We start from the raw sequence: 21,583 nt of genomic DNA, 5'->3' as shown, positions 1-21,583 counted from the left end.
TTTGGAAGACGTAAAATGTATCGGCTGCGGGGCAGTACTTCAGTCTGAGCATGAACACCAGCCGGGGTATATACCCGCCAGCGGCTTGCGGAGGGAAGATGCTATCTGTCAGCGCTGCTACAGGTTAAAACATTATAATGAGATAATGGATCTGGATGTGGATTCAGGGGATTTTCTGACAATGCTGAATGCACTTTATGAAACTGAAGGCCTCATTGTCAAAGTGATCGATGTCTTTGATTTCCACGGCAGCCTGATTCCCTCGTTCAACCGGATTGTAGGAGATAAAAACGTGCTTGCCGTCGTCAATAAAATAGATCTCCTGCCGAAATCAGTGAATCAGAACAGAGTCGTTCACAGAGCGAAACATATGCTGAGTGAAGCAGGTATCAAAGCCCAGGATACTGTAGTCATCAGTGCGGAGAAAAACGAAGGTATCGACAGACTGATCGATAAAATATCTGAACTTGCAAACGGTCAGGATGTTTACGTTGTGGGTACAACGAATGTGGGCAAGTCCATGCTTATCAATAAACTGATTGAAAATACCACCGGCGATAAAGAAGTGATAACGACCAGCCGTTTCCCGGGGACTACTTTAGATCTGATAGACATCCCGCTTGATGAAGATACTTTCATCTATGATACTCCGGGGGTAGTCGTCCCCTCCCAGATGGCGCATTATATCAAACAGGAATCATTGAAGTCCATCATGCCTGAGAAAGAAATCAAGCCAAAAGTATTCCAGCTGAACAGCGGACAGACACTGTTCATATCTAACCTTGCAAGAGTTGATTTCACAGAAGGGGAAAAAGCATCCTTCACAGTTTATGCGGCTGATAAAATAACCATCCACAGGACAAAGCTCGATAATGCTGACGCGTTTTATAAAAATCACTATGATGGACTGCTGGCGCCGCCGGATATCGAATCTCCTTATCTGGAAAACGATTTTACCAGTTATGAATTTACCGTAGATAATGACAGTGATCTTTCAATCAGCGGACTGGCTTTCATATCAATCACCGCCGGTGCGAAAATTAGCGTGAGAGTTCCGAAAGGTGTAGATGCCGTCCTGCGGCCGACCATTTTTAAGGGGGGGTATAATGGGTAAATATGCAGTAATCGGGCATTCGATTGAACATTCGTTCTCCCCGACGATCCATCAGGCAAATTTTGATGCTAAAGGTACGGACGATGTATATAAAATCCTTGATATCAAACCAGAAAATTTACAGTTCATCCATGATATCGCCAGGCGAAACGCGCTGGATGGGTTTAATGTCACCATCCCCCATAAGGAGAAGATCATCGAATTTCTTGATGAGGTTGATGAGGGCGCTCAAAAAATTGGTGCAGTAAATACAGTCTCAATCATAAACGGACGTTTTGTCGGCCATAACACTGATATTACAGGGTACATGCACGCGTTTATTACACATTTTGGCAAGCAACAGAGAAATGTATTGATTATTGGGGCCGGCGGCGCAGCAAAAGCTGTACACCGTGCCCATGCAGATCGTGATGACCATGTAACTGTTGCTGCGAGAAGAAAGGAGAGCTTTGAGAGATTTAAGGAAACTGATTTTGAAGCGATATTAATTGAAGACATAAAGGAAACGGCAGCGTATGACGTCATTATTAATGCCACGCCGATAGGTATGAAGGGCGAGGATGTATTTGAAACGATGGACATCCCGCGCACACTGGTGACAGAGAATGTGCTGGGGGTCGATTTAATATACCAGCCTGAAAAAACCGAATTTCTGGGTTATTTCAATGAACATTCATATATGAATGGACTTTTCATGCTCGTGTCCCAGGCAATGGATGCCTATAAGATCTGGACCGGAGAAACAGGCAGCTATGAAGCTGTCAATAAAAAATGTAAGGAATATTTTGGAGGTAAGTCATGGACAAATTAACATCCCGTCAGGTAAAACAGCTCAAATCGGAAGCACATCATCTGAACCCGATTTTTCAAGTCGGTAAAAATGGAGTCAATGATAATTTTATAGTACAGATTGATGATGTATTGGAAAAGAGGGAACTGATTAAAGTATCTGTTCTGCAGAACTGCATTGAAGATAAGGATTCCATTGCGGAACAGATCAGCCGGCGGACGGACAGTCATATTGTAAATGTAATCGGCAGCACGATCGTGATCTACCGGAAATCAAAAAAGGAAAATAAGATAGAGCAGGCATGAAAATAGCGGTTTTCGGAGGGTCATTCGATCCGATTCATATCGGACATATCCACGCGGTCGTTGAGGCGAAGATTAAGATGGATTTTGATAAGATCATTTTTATCCCAGTGAAGCAGTCGCCGCTTAAGACATTAAAGCCGATTGAGGATGAACACAGGATAAATATGCTTGAAATGATTACCCGTGAGTACGATTTTATGGCACTGGATAAATACGAGATAGATCATGAACGTGCCAGCTATACGTATGACACCGCCAGGTATTTGAAGACTGAGTATCCCAATGACGCTTTGTATTTTCTGATGGGCTGGGATCAGTATCTCAATTTTGATAGATGGTATAAAAAGGATGAACTTCTGGAATTGATGCATTTTGTCGTTCTGGACAGGATAGGGGAGGGGCCCCATATCCAGGAACCGTTTATCCAGCTGAATCAGCCTGTGGTGGAAGTATCCTCAACTGTGATACGCAGCCGGATAATGAACAATGATCCGGTAAGACATCAATTGGACGCAGGTGTGTTTAAGTATATAAAGGAGCATGGGTTGTATGAATCATAAAGATGCAAAAACACTGGCAAAAGAAAAACTGCCTGAAAAAAGGTATAAGCATTCTAAACGTGTTGCCGAGACAGCTGTTGAAATGGCGAATATATTCAAAGGTGATGAGGAAAAATGCTTCCTCGCAGGCATACTCCATGATTATTGCAAGCACGATGAGCTCAGTGAAATGTATCAGTATGTTACTGAATATAAACTGGATCCAAACCTGTTGAGCTTTAAAGCGGAAATTCTCCATGGACCTGTGGCTGCCGTCAGGATGAGAAATGAGCATGGCATCGAAGATGAAGAAATCTATCAGGCGATCATGAACCACACATCCGGCAGAAGCCGGATGACATTGAATGAAAAGATTATTTTTGTGGCGGATTATATTGAACCCAAGAGATCACAGCCGGGAGTGGATGACATCAGATCAATCATCTACGACGATGAAGATCTGGATCTGGCGGTTTATGAAATAACCAAAGCAAATATGCTCCATCTCGTTTCAAATGATCGCACAGTCTACCCAAAAACTGTAGAATGCCTGAATTATTATAATATGGTGAAGGAGTGACAGAATGCAAAGCGAGGCACTTGTCAATTTAATGATAAAATCGTGTGATAATAAAAATGCAGAAAATATAATGAAATTTGATGTGACTGATACGAGCAGTGTAACCGATTATTATATTATATGTCATGGGCATTCCGACAGGCAGGTTCAGGCGATTGCTGATGAAGTGAAAAAAGCATCTATAGACAATAATCTTCATACGGTTACAGAGGGCTACAGAGAGGGCAAGTGGATACTGGTAGACGTAAACAATGTCGTCGTTCATATATTCCATAAACCTGAGAGGGACTATTACAATCTGGAACGTCTTTTCAAAAATGGTGAACACGTCGATGCCTCATGATGCCTATCAGAAATTCAGCAGATATTATGAGGAACTGACATATGATATGCCTTATCCTCTATGGCTGGATATCATTCACAGCTATAAGGACGGCAGACATTCAGTGCTTGATATCGGATGCGGTACCGGCGCATTGACAAGGGCGCTTGACTTTGACGAAATTCAAGCATTTGATCTGTCGGCCGGCATGATTGAAGCAGCTAACAGCTATCCGGAAAAATCCATTGATTATTTCACGGATGATATGCGGACATTTCAATTGAATAATCAATTTGATATCATCACGGCTACTGTTGATGTATTGAATTACGCAGCAGATGAACAGGAATTAATGCAGATTTTTGAACAGGTCAAAAAACATTTAAGTCACACCGGCGTATTTATATTTGATATACACAGTGTGTTTAAAATGGAGCAGGATTTTAATGATATGACCTATAGTGATGAAACAGAACATATCACATATATATGGGATTGCGTTAAGGGAGACGCGCCGCATTCGGTCATTCACGATATGAGTTTTTTTATCAAAGAAGATGATTCCGGTCTCTATACGCGTTTTGATGAAATCCATCATCAGAGAACTTATAATCATAAAGATATGCTCCGCATGATTGATAATTCAGGGATGTCGCTCGATATCGCATTCAGCGATTTTGATATGAGCAATCCTGTGTCTGAAATATGTGAACGTGTTTTTTATGTTATCAAAAAAGCTTTGTAACTATTAAGTTACAAAGCTTTTTTGAGTTAATAAATTTATCTGAACGTAAAAAAGAGCAAATCGACCATTTTTCACCATATATAGATAAAGACCTTTTTAAGGAGGACATCTATGGATATGAAAGAATTATGGAATCGCTACAATCTTTATATTGCTGGCGGGATGATGCTCATAATAATAATTATTATTGCTGTGCTGATTTTTCCCGGAAAAGGTGCGGTTGAAATTGTGGAAGAAACATCTTTGGATAACATTCAGGAGGAAAGTGAAGAAGCGGAGGGCAAACCGGAGTCTTCCAGTATTTTCGTCGAAGTTAAAGGCGCAGTGAAACACCCGGGAGTTTACGAAATGGCAGCAGATGCACGTGTGAAAAATGTTCTTGAAATAGCTCAGCTTGAACATGCCGCAGATTTGATTTCAGTTAACCAGTCCATGAAGCTCTCGGATGAGATGGTGATATACATTCCGACAAAGGAGGAATCTGAAGATTTCAATCCCAGTGAAGGGTATGATCCTCCAGCTGAAGAGGGAGCTGACAATACAACGGTTAATATTAATACCGGAGAAATCGCGGAATTGACCACTTTAAATGGAATCGGTGAGAAAAAAGCACAGCTGATTGTTGATTATCGTGAAGAAAATGGATTATTTATGAAACCTGAAGATCTGATGAACATACCGGGCATCGGTGAAAAAACGTTTGAAAGTCTTGAACCGTATATTACAATAGATTGAAAATATATAGATGAAGAGGGATAAAAAAATGAGAATAGGCTGGAATGAGTATTTTTTGGCACAAAGCCATCTTTTGAGTCTGCGTTCTACCTGTGAACGATTGAAAGTAGGCGCAACGATTGTGAAAGACAACAGGGTTATTGCAGGTGGGTATAATGGCTCAGTTTCCGGTGAGGACCACTGTATCGATGTCGGTTGTCTGCTGGAAGACAGTCATTGTATAAGAACAATACATGCTGAGATAAATGCCCTGCTTCAGTGTTCAAAATTTGGTGTCTCAACTGAAGGAGCGAGTGTGTACGTCACTCATTTCCCGTGTGTTCACTGTACAAAGTCGTTGGTGCAGGCAGGCATCAAGAATATTTTTTACGCCAAAGGCTATAAGAATCATGAGTACGCACTGAATCTTCTTGATAAGACAGGGGTCAATTATGAACGGATCGATTTTGATAATCACAGAGTAGCAAAATACTTTGAATCAGAAATATGATTATATTTTTAATTTTCTTATCCATAGTAAACGGGTATATCACATTGGTTTCTCCGGCACTGGGATTATTCGGTCTTACTGTTACAGCATTCATCGCATATCGGAAAATACACTTACTGAGATTTAATCTGCTTCTTATTTTCATAACAGCTGTCACGATGACAGCTGTTTTTATTTTGCCTGAAAGTCTTGAGGAAAAACGGGTGAATTCTGTAACCGTTACCGGTTATAAGTATTATCAGGACCACACCGCACACATCGTCGTCCATGACGGAATGACCTTTGATATGTTTTTGGACGAAGAGACAAAGATACCGATCGGGAAAACATGCAGCGGTCTGTTTGATGTGACGGTGCCTTCTGAGCAAAGGAATTTCATAAAAAAAGATAACAGGCTCAATTTAAAAATAAATGGACTGGATGGGCGGATCTATCATGAATCGGTCAAACTAAAACATTGTTCAAGCACCCCATTGACCCTGAATATGAAAGTGTCACAGCTGCGTGACAAATATATAACAAGAGTGCATTCCAAGTCCCAGTATGACTATACTTACGATATACTGACACTTTCCATCGGCAATAAGTCCTATATCGAATCCGATTTCTTCGGTGCACTGCAAAAACTCGACATTTATCATCTTTATGTTATATCCGGTACACATGTCGCCTTTATCAGCGGTATTTTATTCTTTATGTTGAAAAGACTGGGACTGACCATCAACGTGATAAAACTCATTATGATTATAGTGCTTTTGCTGTTTCTGGCGATCAACTTTTTCAGCCCGAGCGTGTTAAGGGCTGTGCTTATGGCCGTGCTGCTGATCATGACCTCATTTGCGAGAAAAAAGCCGTATCTGGCCGTCATTTCACTGACAGCTATCGTCCAGGTGATTATCAACCCTTTCATAATGTATCATGCCGGATTCCAGCTGTCCTACATAACGACATATCTGATCATATTGACTCGAAATTTCTGGGTGAACTGTCCGTCGCCGGTTCAACTCTTCGGCATAACTGCGATTGCTGAAGTATCCACACTGATGATCGTGCTCATCCAATTCAATGAAATAAGCATCAGCGGGATATTCATGAATATGATCTTCGTCCCTCTGTTTTCATTCATCATTTTCCCGATGGTCATCCTGTATAATATAATGATTTTTGCTGGTTTCCCGGCACTGTTTGATCAATTGTATGACTTGGTCTTTACGGGATTCAAAGCCTTGATACATTTTCTGTCTGGTCTGGGCAGGCATCGATTTTCCGTACAGAACATCAATACATTATGGATGATATTTTTAATCATTCTCTCATATATGATGATGAAAGAGATATGTATGAAGAATGCAGGGAAAGTACTTCTGTACAGTCTGATATTCGCACTATCCCTGACGATAATCAATCGGTTATCATGGTACGACTATACGATGACAATGGTCGATGTCGGGCAAGGGGATGCTTTTATCATTGAAGATCACAGGAACAGTAATACTGTGATGGTTGATACGGGCGGCAGATACTATTCTCAGGCATCTGCCTTGCGTCTGTCGGATCAGACAGTGCTGCCTTATTTAAAGGAAAGCGGCACAGACCAGATCGATCTCTTGATTCTGTCCCATATGGATATGGATCACAGCGGTGAAGCGGATCATATTATCCAGAACAAAGATGTGAAAAATGTGATGGTAAATCCGTTCGACCCGGGGTTTCAGGAATGGTACCAGACTTCTGTGACCGAGGATTACCAGGGCGGATTCATCAATGGAACAAAAACCCGGACAATGACAGTCGGTGATATAGATTTTGAGATCCTATTCCCGCATGGCAATCTGAACAGCGATGATTCCAATCAGCATTCGCTTGTTAAACGGGTCACTTTAGGGAAATTTGAATTTCTATTTACCGGTGATACAGATACAGAAATGGAGTCTGCACTCATCGATTTATACGGAAATCTTTCTGTTGATGTGCTGAAATTGGCGCATCACGGTTCAAATACTTCAACAGGAGATAAATTCCTGAAACATACAGACTTTAATTATGCACTTGTTTCTGCAGGCACAGGTAACCGTTACAATCACCCGCATCCGGAAGTCATCAAAAAGCTGGATGGAAAGACTGTCTATGACACTTCTAAAGAAGGCATGGTCAAATTCAAAATCAGGGGAGACGTTATGTGTGTGGAATCAAAACTCACACCCGAGCGGAATCATTGTATAAAAAAAGAGCTGCCGCAGCAGCCCTTTGACGATTAGAGTAAATCTGAGACAATCTGGAAGACCTGAGCAATGATGTAGATGGCTGAAAGTCCCACAAAACCTACAATAAAGCCCATGCCCGAATCGATGATATCATTGTTCTTGGATTGTACATTTTTTTCGAATTTATTCATGAGATTACCTCCTAAACATATCAATATCAGTATATGATATTCTCTTTAAAAAAGCTATAATAGATTAAGAAATATTATGGGAGTGACGTATTTATGGAACGACTGCAGCTTGTCTATGGCAATAATACCATGCGTGTAACCGAAGTGGCAAAGGAGCTGGCGCGTTCATTTTTAAAAGAACCTGACGAATTCAGTCTCGTCACTCTGAACTACAGGGAAACCTCCATCGAAACGATTATGGAAGAAGCACAGACGCTGCCGCTTCTCTCAGATAGGAAGGCAGTGATCGTGAATGATGCATTTTCATTTACAGGGGCCCGAGTCAAAGCGGAGGTTACTCATGATATCGACCGGCTGGCAGACTACTTGACCAACAAGAATGATGATGCGCTGGTAATTTTTAAAGTTTTCAGTGAACAGCTCGACAAGCGTAAACGGATTACAAAAATCATGAAACAGCGCGGCAATATTACAGAAGTCGGTGAGATGAATGAGCAGGAAATCAGAGATTATCTGCAGAAAACAGTGAATGACAATGGAGTTTCCATGGACCGGCCGGCCATGGACGCATTCATCCACAGAACCGGGATCGATTATGAAACGGTGACGAATGAAATCAACAAGCTGATGCTGTTTGCAGATGATTCAATCGTAAAAGCGGATGTTGAATCAGTTGTCAGCATCAGTCTGGAGCAGAATATTTTCAAACTGACCGACCTGATCCTGAAAAATCAGAAAGCTGATGCCGTCAATCTGCTCAGAGATCTGCTGCTTCAGAAAGAAGAACCGATGCAGCTGCTTCATCTGATCATCGGTCAGTTCAGATTGTTATATCAGGTAAAATTGATGCTCGGAGAAGGGTATCAGCAGGATTATATTGCGAAATCTTTAAAGGTCCATCCGTACAGGGTGAAACTCGCTTCAAAGGATGTCAGAAAATACGACCAGGCTGTACTGGAAGGCAAAATGGTCATGTGCAGGAATATGGATTATCGTTTCAAATCAAGCTATCTTGACCGGCAGACACTGTTTGAACTGTTTGTTCTTGAAATTTAGACAAAAATTTAGGATTCGCTATACCTTAATTACGCTTATTCAGTAAAAAAGGCAAAATAAAAAACCTTCATCGTAATGAAGGTTTTATTTTGCCATCAGTTTTGATTTCATACGGGCAGCTTTGTTGGAATGCACCAGGTTGTTCTTGGAAGCTTTATCCACACGTTTGACAGCACCGGAAATAAGGGTCTCAACGTTTTCAGAATTATTCTTCTTTGCTGTCATTGCGCGTTTCACTGCAGTACGCATCGCATTCTTCTGAGCGATATTTTGATGCTCCTGCGCCTGGCTGGTTTTTACGCGTTTGTTAGCTTGTTTAATATTAGGCATATCTTTCACCTCCAGTTGAATCTTGTACAACGTTTATTGCAACATGATTCATTTTACCAAAACCGGTTGCGATATGCAATAAAAAAATAGAAAAATCAATTGAATGAGTATGGTATAGTTGATATAATACTATCATTGTAAAACTGAGAAAGTTGGAAGATATATGAATGATTTCGAGCGTATTGAAAGACAGGAAAACATCAGAAATTTCTCTATCATTGCTCATATCGATCATGGCAAATCCACGCTGGCTGACCGCATTCTGGAAAATACGAGCTCGGTCGCCTCGAGGGAAATGAAAGAACAGCTTCTGGATTCGATGGAATTGGAGCGTGAGCGGGGGATTACAATCAAATTGAACGCTGTTCAATTGAAATACACGGCAAAAGATGGAGAAGATTATATTTTTCATCTGATTGATACGCCGGGCCATGTCGATTTTACATACGAGGTTTCCCGTTCACTTGCGGCTTGTGAAGGCGCTGTGCTGGTTGTCGATGCTGCCCAGGGTATTGAAGCCCAGACGATGGCGAACGTCTATCTGGCACTGGATAACGATCTCGAACTCCTGTCGGTCATCAACAAGGTTGACCTGCCAGCGGCTGAACCCGACAGGGTGGCCCAGGAAGTTGAAGATGTGATCGGGCTGCCGAAAGAAGACGCAATCAAAGCATCAGCCAAAGCGAATGTTGGCATTGAAGAAATTCTTGAGAGCGTTGTTGAAAATGTTCCGGCGCCCGCCGGTGACCCGGCCCAGCCGCTTAAAGCATTGATTTTCGATTCAGCCTACGATCCATACAGAGGAGTAATATCCTCGATCAGAATTATCGACGGCACTGTAAAACCCGGCGATAAAATTAAAATGATGGCAACGGGTAAGGAATTCGAAGTCGCTGAAGTGGGGATCAACACGCCGAAACCGATGGCCGCGAAAGAATTGACTATCGGTGATGTCGGATACCTGATGGCATCCATTAAAACTGTATCGGATTCAAAAGTGGGTGATACGATTACGCATGCAGACCGCCCGGCGGAAAAACCGCTGGAAGGTTATAAAAAGATGAATCCAATGGTGTTCTGCGGCATGTTTCCGATTGATTCCGGCAGGTATAATGATTTGAGGGAAGCCCTTGAGAAATTGGAACTGAGCGATTCCTCCATAGAATATGAACCTGAAACATCACAGGCGCTCGGCTTCGGTTTCAGAACAGGATTCCTTGGCATGCTTCATATGGAGATCATCCAGGAGAGAATCGAAAGAGAGTTCGGTATCGAACTGATTGCCACTGCCCCCTCAGTGATCTACGATGTCCATATAACAGACGGCAGTAAAATAGTTGTGGATAATCCTTCTGAGATGCCGGATCCGCAAAAGATCTCACATGTTGAGGAACCTTATGTGCAAGCGACGATTATGGTACCGAATGACTATGTCGGACCGGTGATGGAGTTATGTCAGAAAAAACGGGGCAATTTTGTCAACATGGATTACCTGGATGATATCAGGGTGAATATCATCTATGATATCCCACTATCTGAGATCGTATTTGATTTCTTTGACCAGCTGAAATCTCAGACGAAAGGATACGCATCGTTCGAATATGACTTTATCGGCTATAAGGAAAGCAATCTCGTGAAAATGGATATTCTATTAAACAATGAAAAAGTGGATGCACTGAGCTTCATCGTCCATAGGGATTTTGCATATGAACGCGGTAAAGTCATCGTTGAAAAACTGAAAAACCTGATCCCTCGGCAGCAGTTTGAAGTGCCGGTTCAGGCAGCTATCGGACAGAAGATCATTTCCAGGTCCAACATCAAATCGATGGGGAAAAACGTTCTTTCCAAATGTTACGGCGGAGATATCAGCCGTAAGCGTAAACTGCTGGAGAAACAAAAAGAAGGTAAAAAGAAAATGAAAGCCGTCGGCAATGTTGAAATACCACAGGAAGCATTCCTGGCAGTATTAAAAATGGATGAAGATTAACACCTTGAATAGCCACTCTCAAAGTGGCTATTCATTATGATTGGAGTGAACACAATGCCAAAAAGCATGTATATCCACATTCCTTTTTGTAACCGTATATGTACCTATTGTGATTTTAATAAAGTGCTGATTAAAAATCAGCCTGTCGATGCGTATGTTGACGCGCTGATTAAAGAAATTGAAATGATCGAACCGCAGACATTGAAAACAATCTATGTCGGTGGAGGCACACCGACCGCACTGTCAGAACAGCAGCTTGAAAAACTGCTGGCGGTCATTGATGGCCGGTTTTCTGTGGAGGATGAATTTTGCTTCGAAGGCAATCCGGATGAACTGACACTGGATAAATTGGATCTGCTGCACAACTATGGTGTAAACCGGATCAGTCTGGGGGTGCAGACTTTTAACAATGATCTGCTTGAAGTGCTGGGCCGTTCCCATAATTATGATGATATTTTCCGTGCCATCAATCATATGGAGAAAATCGGCCTGGATAACTATTCCATCGATTTGATGTACAACCTCCCCGGCGAAACGATGGATGATCTCGATCAGAGCCTCAAATATATAGAGGAACTGAAACCCCGGCATATTTCATGGTATTCTCTGATCATCGAACCTCACACCGTATTCTATAACCGGATGCGCAAAGGGGAGCTGACAGTGGATGACGATGAAAAAGAAGGCGAAAAATACCTTTACGTTATCAAGGAATTGGAGAAGCTCGGGTATCCCCAGTATGAGATCTCGAACTTCGCACAGCCCGAGTTTGAATCTTCCCATAATAAAACCTATTGGAAGAATGATAACTATTATGGTTTAGGCGCCGGCAGCCACGGCTATATTAACGGCACAAGATATTACAACGTCAAACCGGTCAACCATTACATTCAAGCGATGGAAGAAAAAAGCGATGCATTAAAAGAGTCCCTTGAACTCTCTGTGAAGGAACAGATGGAGGAAGAGATGTTCCTCGGTCTGAGGATGAACCGCGGCGTGGATATCACCCGCTTTGAAGAAAAATACGGGAAGACACTGGACTCGGTGTACGGCAGTGTGATCGAGGAGGAATGTGCCAAAGGCAATCTGGTCAGAGACAGCGGTCATGTGGCTCTGACACCTCAGGGCAGGCTTGTCGGAAACAGTGTATTTCTTGGTTTCTTAGACTGAGCAAAATAAATCAGCCTTAATAATTGACATACTTTGACCATTTTGTTAGATTATCATTAGCACTTTAAGAGGCAGAGTGCTAATGAGGTGATGTCAATATTAACAAGTAGACAGGAAATCATCCTATTTTCAGTTGTGGATGATTTTTTGAATGTTATGATGCCGATTAGCTCTAAACATCTAATTGACAAGTATAACCTTGACATTTCATCAGCAACTGTCAGAAATGAGATGGCTAAGCTGGAATCCATGGGGTTTTTAACTAAACCGCACACTTCAGCAGGCAGAATACCTTCCCGGCCGGCATTAAGACATTATGTCAAGATGCTGGCTGACAAGCTGGAGAGGCACCCTGAACACAATAGCTTTTCTTTTAATACACATCTCAGTGATGACATGAAGCAAAGTGAGAGAAGTCAGTTTCTGGCTGATGCAATCAGCGGAATGACAAGTTATCTGACTCAGGTTTCATTGTCACAGGAAGACGAATTGGTCAAAGGGATGTACCTGACGCCAATCACTGTCTCAACTTTACTTGTAATCATTGTTCTTGAAACGGGGAATATTAAAAAGGTCCCGATTAACATGGACGAAGGAATCACTATTACAGACCTTGAAAAACTGAGTAATGAATTGAATTCAATTGTTATCAATGAACCGTTGAGCCGGATTTCGATGCGTATGCAGCAAAAGGTAACAAATGATCGGGTCAATGTTTTAGTGACGAGCATCATTGAAGGTGTTTCGGAAGGGATTAGCAATCAGAAGCTGATCAGTGGCCGTTCCGGCTTTAATCATTTGATGCATCAGATCAGCAGGGATGTCTACACATTACAGCATCTGTATGACGATATGGAATCAGATCAGTTGAATGATATCATCGATCTCAATACAATAGACAATGTTGATGTCTATTTTGGGGATGAACTTAAAAGAGACTATGATTCAATATCGGTCATAACAACCAACTTTGACATATTGGGTCAGAGAGGCAATCTGATGATCATTGGTCCTGAAATTATGAGTTACAAAGAAGTCATAAGGCTGTTGTACTCTTTCCGGAACCAAGAACCGAAAGGAAGTGACTGCAATGGCAGAGGAAAAAGAAAATGAAGATCTAAAACAGGACGAAACAGTTGACAGTTCTGAAGAAAAGGTGAATGTTGGCACAGATGAGCCAGCCAGCGATTCATCAGAAGAAACAGCTCAGTCCGATGAACAACCGGACACTGATGAAAAAGATGAGGAAATCAAAGATTTAAGGGAACAGGTAGAGGCCGAAGAAAATAAATTTCTGAAACTTTATGCGGAATTTGAAAACTACAAGAAAAGAACCAAACAGGAAATCGATTTGAACAATAAGTACAAAGATCAGAAAATTGCTGAAGGTCTCCTGCCGATTCTCGATAATTTCGAAAGAGCACTTTCAATCGAGGGTGACTCCGAAAGTTTCAATTCCCTTTCCAAAGGTGTAGAGATGGTCTATAATGACCTGGTCAACCTATTGATGAGTCATGATGTGACCGAAATCAAATCGACCGGTGAAGTCTTTGATCCGAACTACCATCAGGCAGTAATGACGGAGCCGTCGGACGGTGAACCTGGCATGGTCATCGAAGAGTTCCAAAAAGGATATATGCTCAAAGACCGCGTAATACGTGCCAGCATGGTTAAAGTAAGTGAATAATCTATTTCAATAATATTATTATGTATGCAACTTCAACTAGGAGGAATTTTATTATGAGTAAAGTAATAGGTATTGACCTTGGTACGACAAACTCTGTTGTGTCAGTACTCGAAGGTGGAGAATCCAAAATCATTCAAAATGCGGAAGGCAATCGAACAACGCCTTCGGTAGTATCGTTTAAAGATGGTGAAAAACAGGTAGGTGAAGTGGCCAAGCGCCAGGCAATCACCAACCCAAATACGATCATGTCCATAAAACGCCACATGGGTACGGATCATAAGGAAACAATTGAAGGTAAGGATTATACCCCTCAGGAAATCTCTGCAATGATCCTGCAAAACCTGAAGGAAACTGCGGAAAGCTATCTGGGTGAAGATGTGTCCAAGGCTGTTGTTACAGTACCTGCCTACTTTAACGATTCTGAAAGACAGGCGACGAAAGATGCCGGTACGATTGCCGGACTGGAAGTCGAACGTATTATCAACGAGCCGACTGCTGCAGCGCTGGCATACGGTCTCGACAAACAGGAAAACAACGAGAAAGTCCTTGTATTCGACCTCGGCGGCGGTACATTCGACGTATCCCTTCTTGAACTCGGGGACGGTGTATTCGAAGTACTGTCCACTGCCGGCGACAATAAATTGGGCGGTGATGACTTCGACAATCTGATCATCGATCATCTCGTTGATATCTTCAAAAAAGAAAACGGTATTGACTTATCCCAGGATAAGATGGCCATGCAGCGTTTGAAAGATGCAGCTGAAAAAGCGAAGAAAGACCTTTCAGGTGTATCTTCAACACAAATTTCACTGCCGTTCATTTCTGCCGGTGAAGCCGGTCCGCTGCACTTTGAAACCAATCTGACACGCGCCAAGTTTGAGGAGCTGACCCACAAACTTGTTGAACGTACAATGGGGCCTACACGTCAGGCGATCAAAGATGCCGGCATCGATAAAAGTGAAATCGACCAGGTCATCCTTGTCGGCGGGTCCACACGCATCCCGGCTGTACAGGATGTCATCAAGAAAGAGGCCGGCAAAGACCCCAACAAAAGTGTCAACCCTGACGAAGTCGTGGCGCTGGGCGCGGCAATCCAGGCCGGTGTACTTTCCGGAGACGTACAGGACGTTGTCCTCCTTGACGTCACGCCATTGTCTCTTGGTATCGAAACGATGGGCGGTGTTTCCACAGTTCTGATTGAAAGGAATACAACGATCCCTACAAGTAAATCACAGGTATTCTCAACAGCGTCGGATAACCAGCCGGCAGTGGATATTCATGTATTGCAGGGCGAGCGTCCAATGGCTGCTGATAACAAGACACTCGGACGTTTCCAGCTGACGGATATCCCGCCGGCGCCAAGAGGTGTGCCTCAGATCGAAGTGACTTTTGACATTGATAAAAACGGTATCGTGAATGTTGGAGCGAAAGATCAGGGCACCGGCAAAGAGCAGAAAATTACAATCGAATCCAGCTCTAACCTGTCTGATGACGATATCGACAGAATGGTTAAAGAAGCCGAAGAAAATGCTGAAGCGGATAAATCCCGCCGTGAAGAAGTCGATCTCCGCAATGAAGCAGATCAGCTTGTATTCACAACTGATAAGACAATCGAAGATCTTGGCGAAAATGTAGAAGCCGAAGAAAAAGAAAAAGCGGAATCAGCCAAGGAAGAGCTCAAGAGTGCACTGGAAGGTTCCGATATGGATGACATCAAAACCAAAAAAGATGCGCTTGAAGAGATTGTTCAGGGTCTGTCAGTGAAAATGTATGAGCAGATGGCTCAGGAACAGCAGGCTGAAGGACAGGAAAATGCATCCGGTGAAGAGTCTCAGGATGATGTCGTAGATGCTGATTATAAAGAAGTGGACGACGACGGCGAAGAAGAAGAAGAAGATAAGAAATAAAAAATATGTAATGGAATCAGTGATGAAAGTCAAAGCCAACCGCATTGGCTTTGGCTTTTTTAAATGGTATAGTAAATGAGTTGGAGGCGATAGAATGGCTAAAAAAGACTATTATGATGTACTTGGAATTGACAAGAGTGCCTCAAAAGATGAAATCAAAAAGGCATACCGCAAACTTTCCAAGAAATATCACCCGGATATCAACCAGGAAGAGGGCGCAGATGAAAAATTCAAAGAGGTGTCGGAAGCTTATGAAACACTGAGTGATGATGATAAGCGTGCACAATATGACCGTTTCGGACATGAGGGTATGAACCAGCAGTTCGGCGGTGGCGGAGGATTTTCCGGAGCGTCAGGGTTTGGCGGTTTTGAAGATATTTTCAACTCGTTCTTCGGCGGTGGCGGAAGAATGGACCCGAATGCACCGAGAAAAGGTGACGACCTCCAGTATACGATGACCATCAACTTTGAAGAAGCCGTGTTCGGTGTGACCAAAGATATTACGATTAAAAAAGAAGTCGCCTGCGATACTTGTGACGGCAGCGGCGCTAAACCAGGTACTTCCAAAAAGACATGCAGCATGTGTTCAGGGGTCGGCCGTGTTGCAGTAGAACAGAACACACCGTTTGGCAGGATACAGACGGAACGTACCTGCCCGACATGTAATGGTGCAGGGGAAGAAATAGATGACCCTTGTGACAACTGTAAAGGTGCTGGAACGGTCACTGAGAATGTTGAAATTGAAGTGACTGTTCCGGAAGGTGTTGACAACGGTCAGCAGATCCGTTTGCAGGGCAAAGGCGAACCCGGTGCTAACGGCGGACCAGCCGGAGACCTGTATATAGTATTCAGGGTCAGACCCGATTCAAGGTTTACCAGAGATGGAGATGACATTCATTATGAACTGCCAATCTCATTTGCACAGGCTGCATTAGGTGATGAAGTGAAAGTGCCTACCCTAAGTTCTGAGATCGTACTGACCATCCCAGCAGGTACACAGACTGGCAAAAGGTTCCGCCTGAAAGAAAAAGGGGTTAAAAATGTACACGGCTATGGCTTCGGTGATCAGTTTGTAACAGTCAGAATCGTTACGCCGTCAAAACTGTCGGATAAAGAAGCAGAGCTGTTCAGAGAACTTGCTGAACACGGCGGGGAAGAGATCAATGAACAGAATGAAAATTTCTTTGAGAAAACGAGACGATTCTTTAAGGGTGACTAAGTATGAAATGGCATGAAGTATCCATCAGCACCGACAAAGCCAATGAAGATCAATTGTCATTCTTCCTGGGCGAGATTGCCGGCGGTGTCTCTGTGGAACATTCATTGGCGCTGCTTAAAGCAGACATAAAGGATTTTGATGATAAATACCGGCTGGATGCTAGCAGCCTGCCCGCAAGCGGAATAAGGCTGCTGGCATATTTTGACGAATCAGGAAATATTGAAGAACGGATGGCCCAGATCACAGCCTTTATCGATTCTTCTTCACTCAAAAACAAGGATGATATAAAAATCAGCCGTCAGATCATCGATGAAACTGACTGGGAAAATGAATGGAAAAAATATTTCCACAGTTTCAGGGTGTCTGACAAATTTGTCATTGTACCTTCCTGGGAGATGGATGATTATGAGTTTTCCCCGGGCGACAGTCTGATCAAGCTTGATCCCGGCATGGCTTTTGGCACCGGCGATCATCCGACCACAGCCATGTGCCTGAAATTCATAGAACAAGTTGTAAAACCTGAGGATAAGATTATCGATGTCGGTACTGGATCAGGAATCCTGTCAATCGGCGCCCATCTGATGGGGGCGCAACAGCTTAAAGCAACGGATATAGATGAATTGTCCATCAGAGTTGCCATGGAGAATTTTGTATTGAATCACTGTGCTGATGATATTCTTCTGGAAACAGGCGACCTGCTAAAGTCAGAAGGTGATCAGCACGATATCATCATTGCGAATATACTTGCTCATATCATTGAGGATATGGCCGCCGATGCTTTTTCTCACTTGAACCCGGGGGGCAGTTTTATCGCCTCGGGGATCATAGTTAAAAAGAAGGATGCTGTCATCAGACGTATGGAAAATGCAGGATTTACCATTATAGAAGTGATGGAAGATAGCGGATGGATCAGTATACTAGCCCAAAAGGCGTGATATTTTGCAGAGATATTTTACCAACCAGCGACTCACACAAGACCACACTTTCATTCCGGAAGACACAGATATTCACCACATGAAAAATGTGATGAGATTCAGGCCAGCCCATCAGTTTCATATGGTGGATGCCGACAGGAAAGCTTTTCTGTGCGAAGTGACCGATGTTGATGATACCGTCCATTATAAAGTAGTTTACGAATTGGATGAGCATCCGGAACTGCCTGTAGAAATCTCGGTATTCTGCCCCCTTTTAAAAGGTGAGAAATTCGAGTGGATGATTCAGAAATCGACAGAGCTCGGCGCGCATCATTTTGAAGTTTTTGACGCCGACAGAAGCATAGTAAAACTCGATCATAAAAAGCGTGCAAAAAAGCTTCACAGATATCAGAAGATCATCAGGGAAGCCGCTGAACAAAGCCGCAGGAACACACTGCCCGGGATTGATTTTTGCCACAGTCTGAAAACGTCTGATTTCAGTGACTTCAATGCAGTATTGTTTGCTTATGAGGGTAATGTGGACCAGCCGGCTGCGAGCATGCGCAAAGTGCTTAACGGTTTAAGCGAAAATCATAGGATTGCATTGGTTTTCGGGCCTGAGGGCGGCTTCAGCGATTCGGAAGTGAAAGCCATGGTAAATCATCATTCAATCCGTCTCGGCGCACGGATACTTCGTGCGGAGACAGCACCAATATATGCGCTGTCTGCGATCAGTTACCATTTTGAACAGCCTGCCTCTAATTGAATTAGGGCGCAGGCTGTGCTATTATATTCAGCAGATGAAATCAATAAATATAATAAGAAAGATTTGATTTAGATGACTGAAAAAACAATCGCATTTCACACTTTGGGATGTAAAGTAAACCATTATGAAACAGAGGCCATGTGGCAGGTGTTCAAAAATGATGGATACAGCCGTATTGATTTTAATCAGAATGCAGACGTTTTTGTGATTAATACCTGCACAGTTACAAACACCGGCGATAAAAAGAGCAGACAGGTAATCAGGCGTGCGATTCGGAACAACCCTGATGCCGTCGTATGTGTGACCGGATGCTATGCGCAGACTGCGCCAAAAGATATTATGAATATACCGGGTGTCGATATTATCATCGGTACTGAAGATCGAGACAAACTGCTGGATTATGTTAATGAATACCACCAGGAACGCCAGCCGATTAACGGTGTCAAAAACATAATGAAAAAGCGTACATATGAAGAAATGGATGTCCCTTACTTCACCGACCGTACAAGAGCGACGCTTAAAATACAGGAAGGCTGCAACAACTTTTGTACCTTTTGCATCATCCCATGGGCCCGCGGCCTGATGCGCTCCCGTGAGCCTGAGAAAGTGATTGAACAGGCATCGCAGCTTGTCAGTCAGGGATACAAGGAAATTGTACTGACCGGTATCCATACCGGCGGGTATGGGGAAGATCTCAAAAATTATAATCTTGCACAGCTGCTTCGTGACCTGGAAGAAGTCGACGATTTAAACCGTTTGAGAATTTCAAGCATTGAAGCGAGCCAGCTGACTGATGAAGTCATTGATGTGATTAACAATTCCAACAAAATCGTCCGGCATCTGCATGTACCAATCCAATCAGGCAGTGATTCCGTCCTGAAACGTATGCGCAGGAAATACACGATGGAGTTCTTCGAATCAAGAATTATCAAACTTAAGGAAATCATGCCGAATGTTGCGATTACCAGTGATGTCATCGTTGGTTTCCCGGGAGAAACCGAAGAGGAGTTTATGGAAACATACAGCTTTATCAGCAGGCATCATTTCTCCGAACTGCATGTCTTCCCTTATTCAACCCGCACGGGTACCCCGGCGGCCAGAATGACGGACCAGGTGGAGGAAAATGTTAAGCATGAACGCGTCACACGTCTGATTGACCTGTCAGATGCACTGGCAGAACAATACGCAGAACGTTTCAAGGATGACGTGCTTGAGATCATCCCTGAAGAAGAAAAGAATGGTAAACTGATCGGTCATTCAGACAACTACCTGAAAGTTGAAATCGACGGGGATGAATCACTGACAGGTGAACTGGTAAAAGTGAAGATCACTGAACCCGGTTACCCGGTCTCTAAAGGTGAAGTCGTCAAAGTTCTCCAGCAGCCAATGGTGAAGAATTATGCATATCTGGAACGCACAATCTGAGGCTGGACATGAAAAGCTGATTATAATTATGAAAAAAGGTCTTAACAGACGAATACGGAGGGGCAGTAATGAAACTATCCAAATATATCGACCATACCTTGTTAAAACCTGCAGTCACACAGGATGAAATCTTTGCATTGTGTAAAGAAGCAATCGAGTATGATTTCTGCAGCGTGTGTCTCAATCCTGCCTGGGTATCCACGGCTCAGGAATTACTCCAGGAAAGTGATGTAAAAGTATGCACAGTCATCGGTTTCCCGCTTGGTGCAAGCACATCAGAAGTTAAAGCATTTGAGACAATGAATGCCATTCAGAACGGCGCGGATGAAATCGATATGGTAATCAATATCGGCGCACTTAAATCCGGCAATGAAGACCTTGTATTCAACGACATTAAAGCAGTTTGTGATGCTGCCGGCAATGACGCACTGATTAAAGTAATCATTGAAACTGCACTGCTCGACAGCGATGAAATTGTCAGGGCATGTGAAATCAGTAAAAAGGCTGGTACTGATTTCGTTAAAACATCAACAGGATTTAATGGTGAAGGGGCAAAAGTTGAAAATGTTTCACTGATGCGGCTGACTGTCGGTGAGGATATGGGTGTTAAAGCCAGCGGCGGCGTACGTTCTTATGAAGACGCAAGACAGCTGATAGAAAGCGGTGCGACTCGTATTGGCGCATCCAGCGGGATAGCCATCGTATCAGGAGGCAGCAGTGACAGCGTCTATTAATTAGCAGTTGACCGACAATTTACATTGTATTATAATATGTAGATACATAGAAAATTTCTATGTAAAAATAGAAAGCCTTTTACTTATTCGGAGGGAGGGAAGACGATGTCTAAAGTTGTGAAAAAGACAAATGAACCAATTGATGACGCACTGCGCCGTTTCAAACGTACAGTTTCAAAAAGCGGTACGATTCAGGAAGCGCGTAAAAGAGAATTTTACGAGAAGCCCAGCGTAAAGCGTAAAAAGAAATCTGAAGCTGCCCGCAAGCGCAAATTCAAATAGTCCGAACTCCCTCGGATAAATTTATGATACGAAAGACAGCATATACGAAATATGCTGTCTTTTTTTAAACTTGTAATTATAATTTAAATAA

At 43.0% G+C, this 21,583-nt stretch carries 24 protein-coding genes; 22 read left to right on the top strand and 2 right to left on the bottom strand.

The window, feature by feature from the left end; genetic code table 11:
* The first annotated feature begins 1 nt into the window (after position 1).
* The 10 genes from yqeH (at position 2) to G343_RS0112480 (ending at position 7,878) form a co-directional block, all read left to right on the top strand.
* The gene (gene yqeH / locus G343_RS0112525; protein WP_020008499.1) at positions 2-1,114 is read left to right on the top strand and encodes a ribosome biogenesis GTPase YqeH; all 1,113 of its coding nucleotides are present in this window, start codon (positions 2-4) and stop codon (positions 1,112-1,114) included.
* Positions 1,107-1,925 (top strand): shikimate dehydrogenase, encoded by an 819-nt coding sequence (gene aroE, locus G343_RS0112520; RefSeq protein WP_020008498.1) that lies wholly within the window; start codon positions 1,107-1,109, stop codon positions 1,923-1,925. Before yqeH ends, aroE begins: the two co-directional genes overlap by 8 nt.
* Positions 1,913-2,209 carry a ribosome assembly RNA-binding protein YhbY gene (gene yhbY / locus G343_RS0112515; RefSeq protein ID WP_020008497.1) on the top strand — a complete coding sequence of 99 codons (297 nt, stop codon included), beginning with the start codon at positions 1,913-1,915 and terminating at the stop codon, positions 2,207-2,209. The genes aroE and yhbY overlap by 13 nt, the downstream gene beginning before the upstream one ends.
* A complete protein-coding gene (gene nadD / locus G343_RS0112510) occupies positions 2,206-2,769 on the top strand; it encodes a nicotinate (nicotinamide) nucleotide adenylyltransferase (protein ID WP_020008496.1) in 564 nt (187 codons plus the stop codon). The genes yhbY and nadD overlap by 4 nt, the downstream gene beginning before the upstream one ends.
* On the top strand, positions 2,759-3,328 hold the full coding sequence (gene yqeK, locus G343_RS0112505; protein WP_020008495.1) for a bis(5'-nucleosyl)-tetraphosphatase (symmetrical) YqeK: 570 nt from the start codon (positions 2,759-2,761) through the stop codon (positions 3,326-3,328). The genes nadD and yqeK overlap by 11 nt, the downstream gene beginning before the upstream one ends.
* A 4-nt stretch (positions 3,329-3,332) precedes the next feature.
* On the top strand, positions 3,333-3,671 hold the full coding sequence (gene rsfS / locus G343_RS0112500) for a ribosome silencing factor (RefSeq protein WP_020008494.1): 339 nt from the start codon (positions 3,333-3,335) through the stop codon (positions 3,669-3,671).
* On the top strand, positions 3,661-4,395 hold the full coding sequence (locus G343_RS0112495) for a class I SAM-dependent DNA methyltransferase (protein WP_020008493.1): 735 nt from the start codon (positions 3,661-3,663) through the stop codon (positions 4,393-4,395). Before rsfS ends, G343_RS0112495 begins: the two co-directional genes overlap by 11 nt.
* A 111-nt stretch (positions 4,396-4,506) precedes the next feature.
* Positions 4,507-5,130 carry a helix-hairpin-helix domain-containing protein gene (locus G343_RS0112490; RefSeq protein WP_020008492.1) on the top strand — a complete coding sequence of 208 codons (624 nt, stop codon included), beginning with the start codon at positions 4,507-4,509 and terminating at the stop codon, positions 5,128-5,130.
* 28 nt (positions 5,131-5,158) lie between these two features.
* The gene (locus tag G343_RS0112485; protein ID WP_020008491.1) at positions 5,159-5,620 is read left to right on the top strand and encodes a ComE operon protein 2; all 462 of its coding nucleotides are present in this window, start codon (positions 5,159-5,161) and stop codon (positions 5,618-5,620) included.
* Entirely contained in the window at positions 5,617-7,878 is a 2,262-nt protein-coding gene (locus G343_RS0112480; protein ID WP_020008490.1) for a DNA internalization-related competence protein ComEC/Rec2, read from the top strand. The genes G343_RS0112485 and G343_RS0112480 overlap by 4 nt, the downstream gene beginning before the upstream one ends.
* On the opposite strand, the gene G343_RS15255 is transcribed toward G343_RS0112480, so the two are convergent.
* Positions 7,875-8,015 carry a YqzM family protein gene (locus tag G343_RS15255; protein WP_020008489.1) on the bottom strand — a complete coding sequence of 47 codons (141 nt, stop codon included), beginning with the start codon at positions 8,013-8,015 and terminating at the stop codon, positions 7,875-7,877. The genes G343_RS0112480 and G343_RS15255 overlap by 4 nt on opposite strands.
* A 93-nt stretch (positions 8,016-8,108) precedes the next feature.
* Between G343_RS15255 and holA the strand changes: the two genes are divergently transcribed.
* Positions 8,109-9,071, top strand: coding sequence for a DNA polymerase III subunit delta (gene holA / locus G343_RS0112470; protein WP_020008488.1), 963 nt, complete (start codon positions 8,109-8,111; stop codon positions 9,069-9,071).
* Positions 9,072-9,155: 84 nt separating this feature from the next.
* On the opposite strand, the gene rpsT is transcribed toward holA, so the two are convergent.
* Complete coding sequence (gene rpsT, locus G343_RS0112465; protein ID WP_020008487.1) at positions 9,156-9,401, bottom strand: 30S ribosomal protein S20; 246 nt, start codon at positions 9,399-9,401, stop codon at positions 9,156-9,158.
* 163 nt (positions 9,402-9,564) lie between these two features.
* Between rpsT and lepA the strand changes: the two genes are divergently transcribed.
* The 11 genes from lepA to rpsU all read left to right on the top strand — a co-directional run bounded on the left by lepA (position 9,565) and on the right by rpsU (position 21,492).
* Entirely contained in the window at positions 9,565-11,388 is a 1,824-nt protein-coding gene (gene lepA / locus G343_RS0112460) for a translation elongation factor 4 (protein ID WP_020008486.1), read from the top strand.
* A gap of 54 nt (positions 11,389-11,442) precedes the next feature.
* The gene (hemW, locus tag G343_RS0112455; RefSeq protein ID WP_020008485.1) at positions 11,443-12,558 is read left to right on the top strand and encodes a radical SAM family heme chaperone HemW; all 1,116 of its coding nucleotides are present in this window, start codon (positions 11,443-11,445) and stop codon (positions 12,556-12,558) included.
* A 90-nt stretch (positions 12,559-12,648) separates the two neighbouring features.
* Positions 12,649-13,671 (top strand): heat-inducible transcriptional repressor HrcA, encoded by a 1,023-nt coding sequence (gene hrcA / locus G343_RS0112450; RefSeq protein ID WP_020008484.1) that lies wholly within the window; start codon positions 12,649-12,651, stop codon positions 13,669-13,671.
* The gene (grpE, locus tag G343_RS0112445) at positions 13,649-14,245 is read left to right on the top strand and encodes a nucleotide exchange factor GrpE (RefSeq protein WP_020008483.1); all 597 of its coding nucleotides are present in this window, start codon (positions 13,649-13,651) and stop codon (positions 14,243-14,245) included. Before hrcA ends, grpE begins: the two co-directional genes overlap by 23 nt.
* A 53-nt stretch (positions 14,246-14,298) precedes the next feature.
* Positions 14,299-16,152 carry a molecular chaperone DnaK gene (dnaK, locus tag G343_RS0112440; protein WP_020008482.1) on the top strand — a complete coding sequence of 618 codons (1,854 nt, stop codon included), beginning with the start codon at positions 14,299-14,301 and terminating at the stop codon, positions 16,150-16,152.
* Between the two features lie 94 nt (positions 16,153-16,246).
* Positions 16,247-17,371, top strand: a complete 1,125-nt coding sequence (dnaJ, locus tag G343_RS0112435; RefSeq protein WP_020008481.1) for a molecular chaperone DnaJ — start codon at positions 16,247-16,249, stop codon at positions 17,369-17,371.
* A gap of 2 nt (positions 17,372-17,373) precedes the next feature.
* Positions 17,374-18,306: a 50S ribosomal protein L11 methyltransferase gene (gene prmA / locus G343_RS0112430; protein ID WP_020008480.1), complete on the top strand. Its 933-nt coding sequence runs from the start codon at positions 17,374-17,376 to the stop codon at positions 18,304-18,306.
* A gap of 4 nt (positions 18,307-18,310) precedes the next feature.
* Complete coding sequence (locus G343_RS0112425; RefSeq protein ID WP_020008479.1) at positions 18,311-19,051, top strand: RsmE family RNA methyltransferase; 741 nt, start codon at positions 18,311-18,313, stop codon at positions 19,049-19,051.
* A 72-nt stretch (positions 19,052-19,123) separates the two neighbouring features.
* Positions 19,124-20,476, top strand: coding sequence for a tRNA (N(6)-L-threonylcarbamoyladenosine(37)-C(2))-methylthiotransferase MtaB (gene mtaB, locus G343_RS0112420; protein ID WP_020008478.1), 1,353 nt, complete (start codon positions 19,124-19,126; stop codon positions 20,474-20,476).
* Positions 20,477-20,544: 68 nt separating this feature from the next.
* Complete coding sequence (gene deoC, locus G343_RS0112415) at positions 20,545-21,210, top strand: deoxyribose-phosphate aldolase (protein ID WP_020008477.1); 666 nt, start codon at positions 20,545-20,547, stop codon at positions 21,208-21,210.
* Between the two features lie 105 nt (positions 21,211-21,315).
* The gene (rpsU, locus tag G343_RS0112410; protein WP_020008476.1) at positions 21,316-21,492 is read left to right on the top strand and encodes a 30S ribosomal protein S21; all 177 of its coding nucleotides are present in this window, start codon (positions 21,316-21,318) and stop codon (positions 21,490-21,492) included.
* The last annotated feature ends 91 nt before the right edge of the window (positions 21,493-21,583 follow it).

It is taken from the genome of Salinicoccus albus DSM 19776 (genome assembly GCF_000385175.1).
Classification (GTDB): Bacteria; Bacillota; Bacilli; order Staphylococcales; family Salinicoccaceae; genus Salinicoccus; species Salinicoccus albus.
This window is presented reverse-complemented; position numbering and strand designations above follow the sequence as displayed.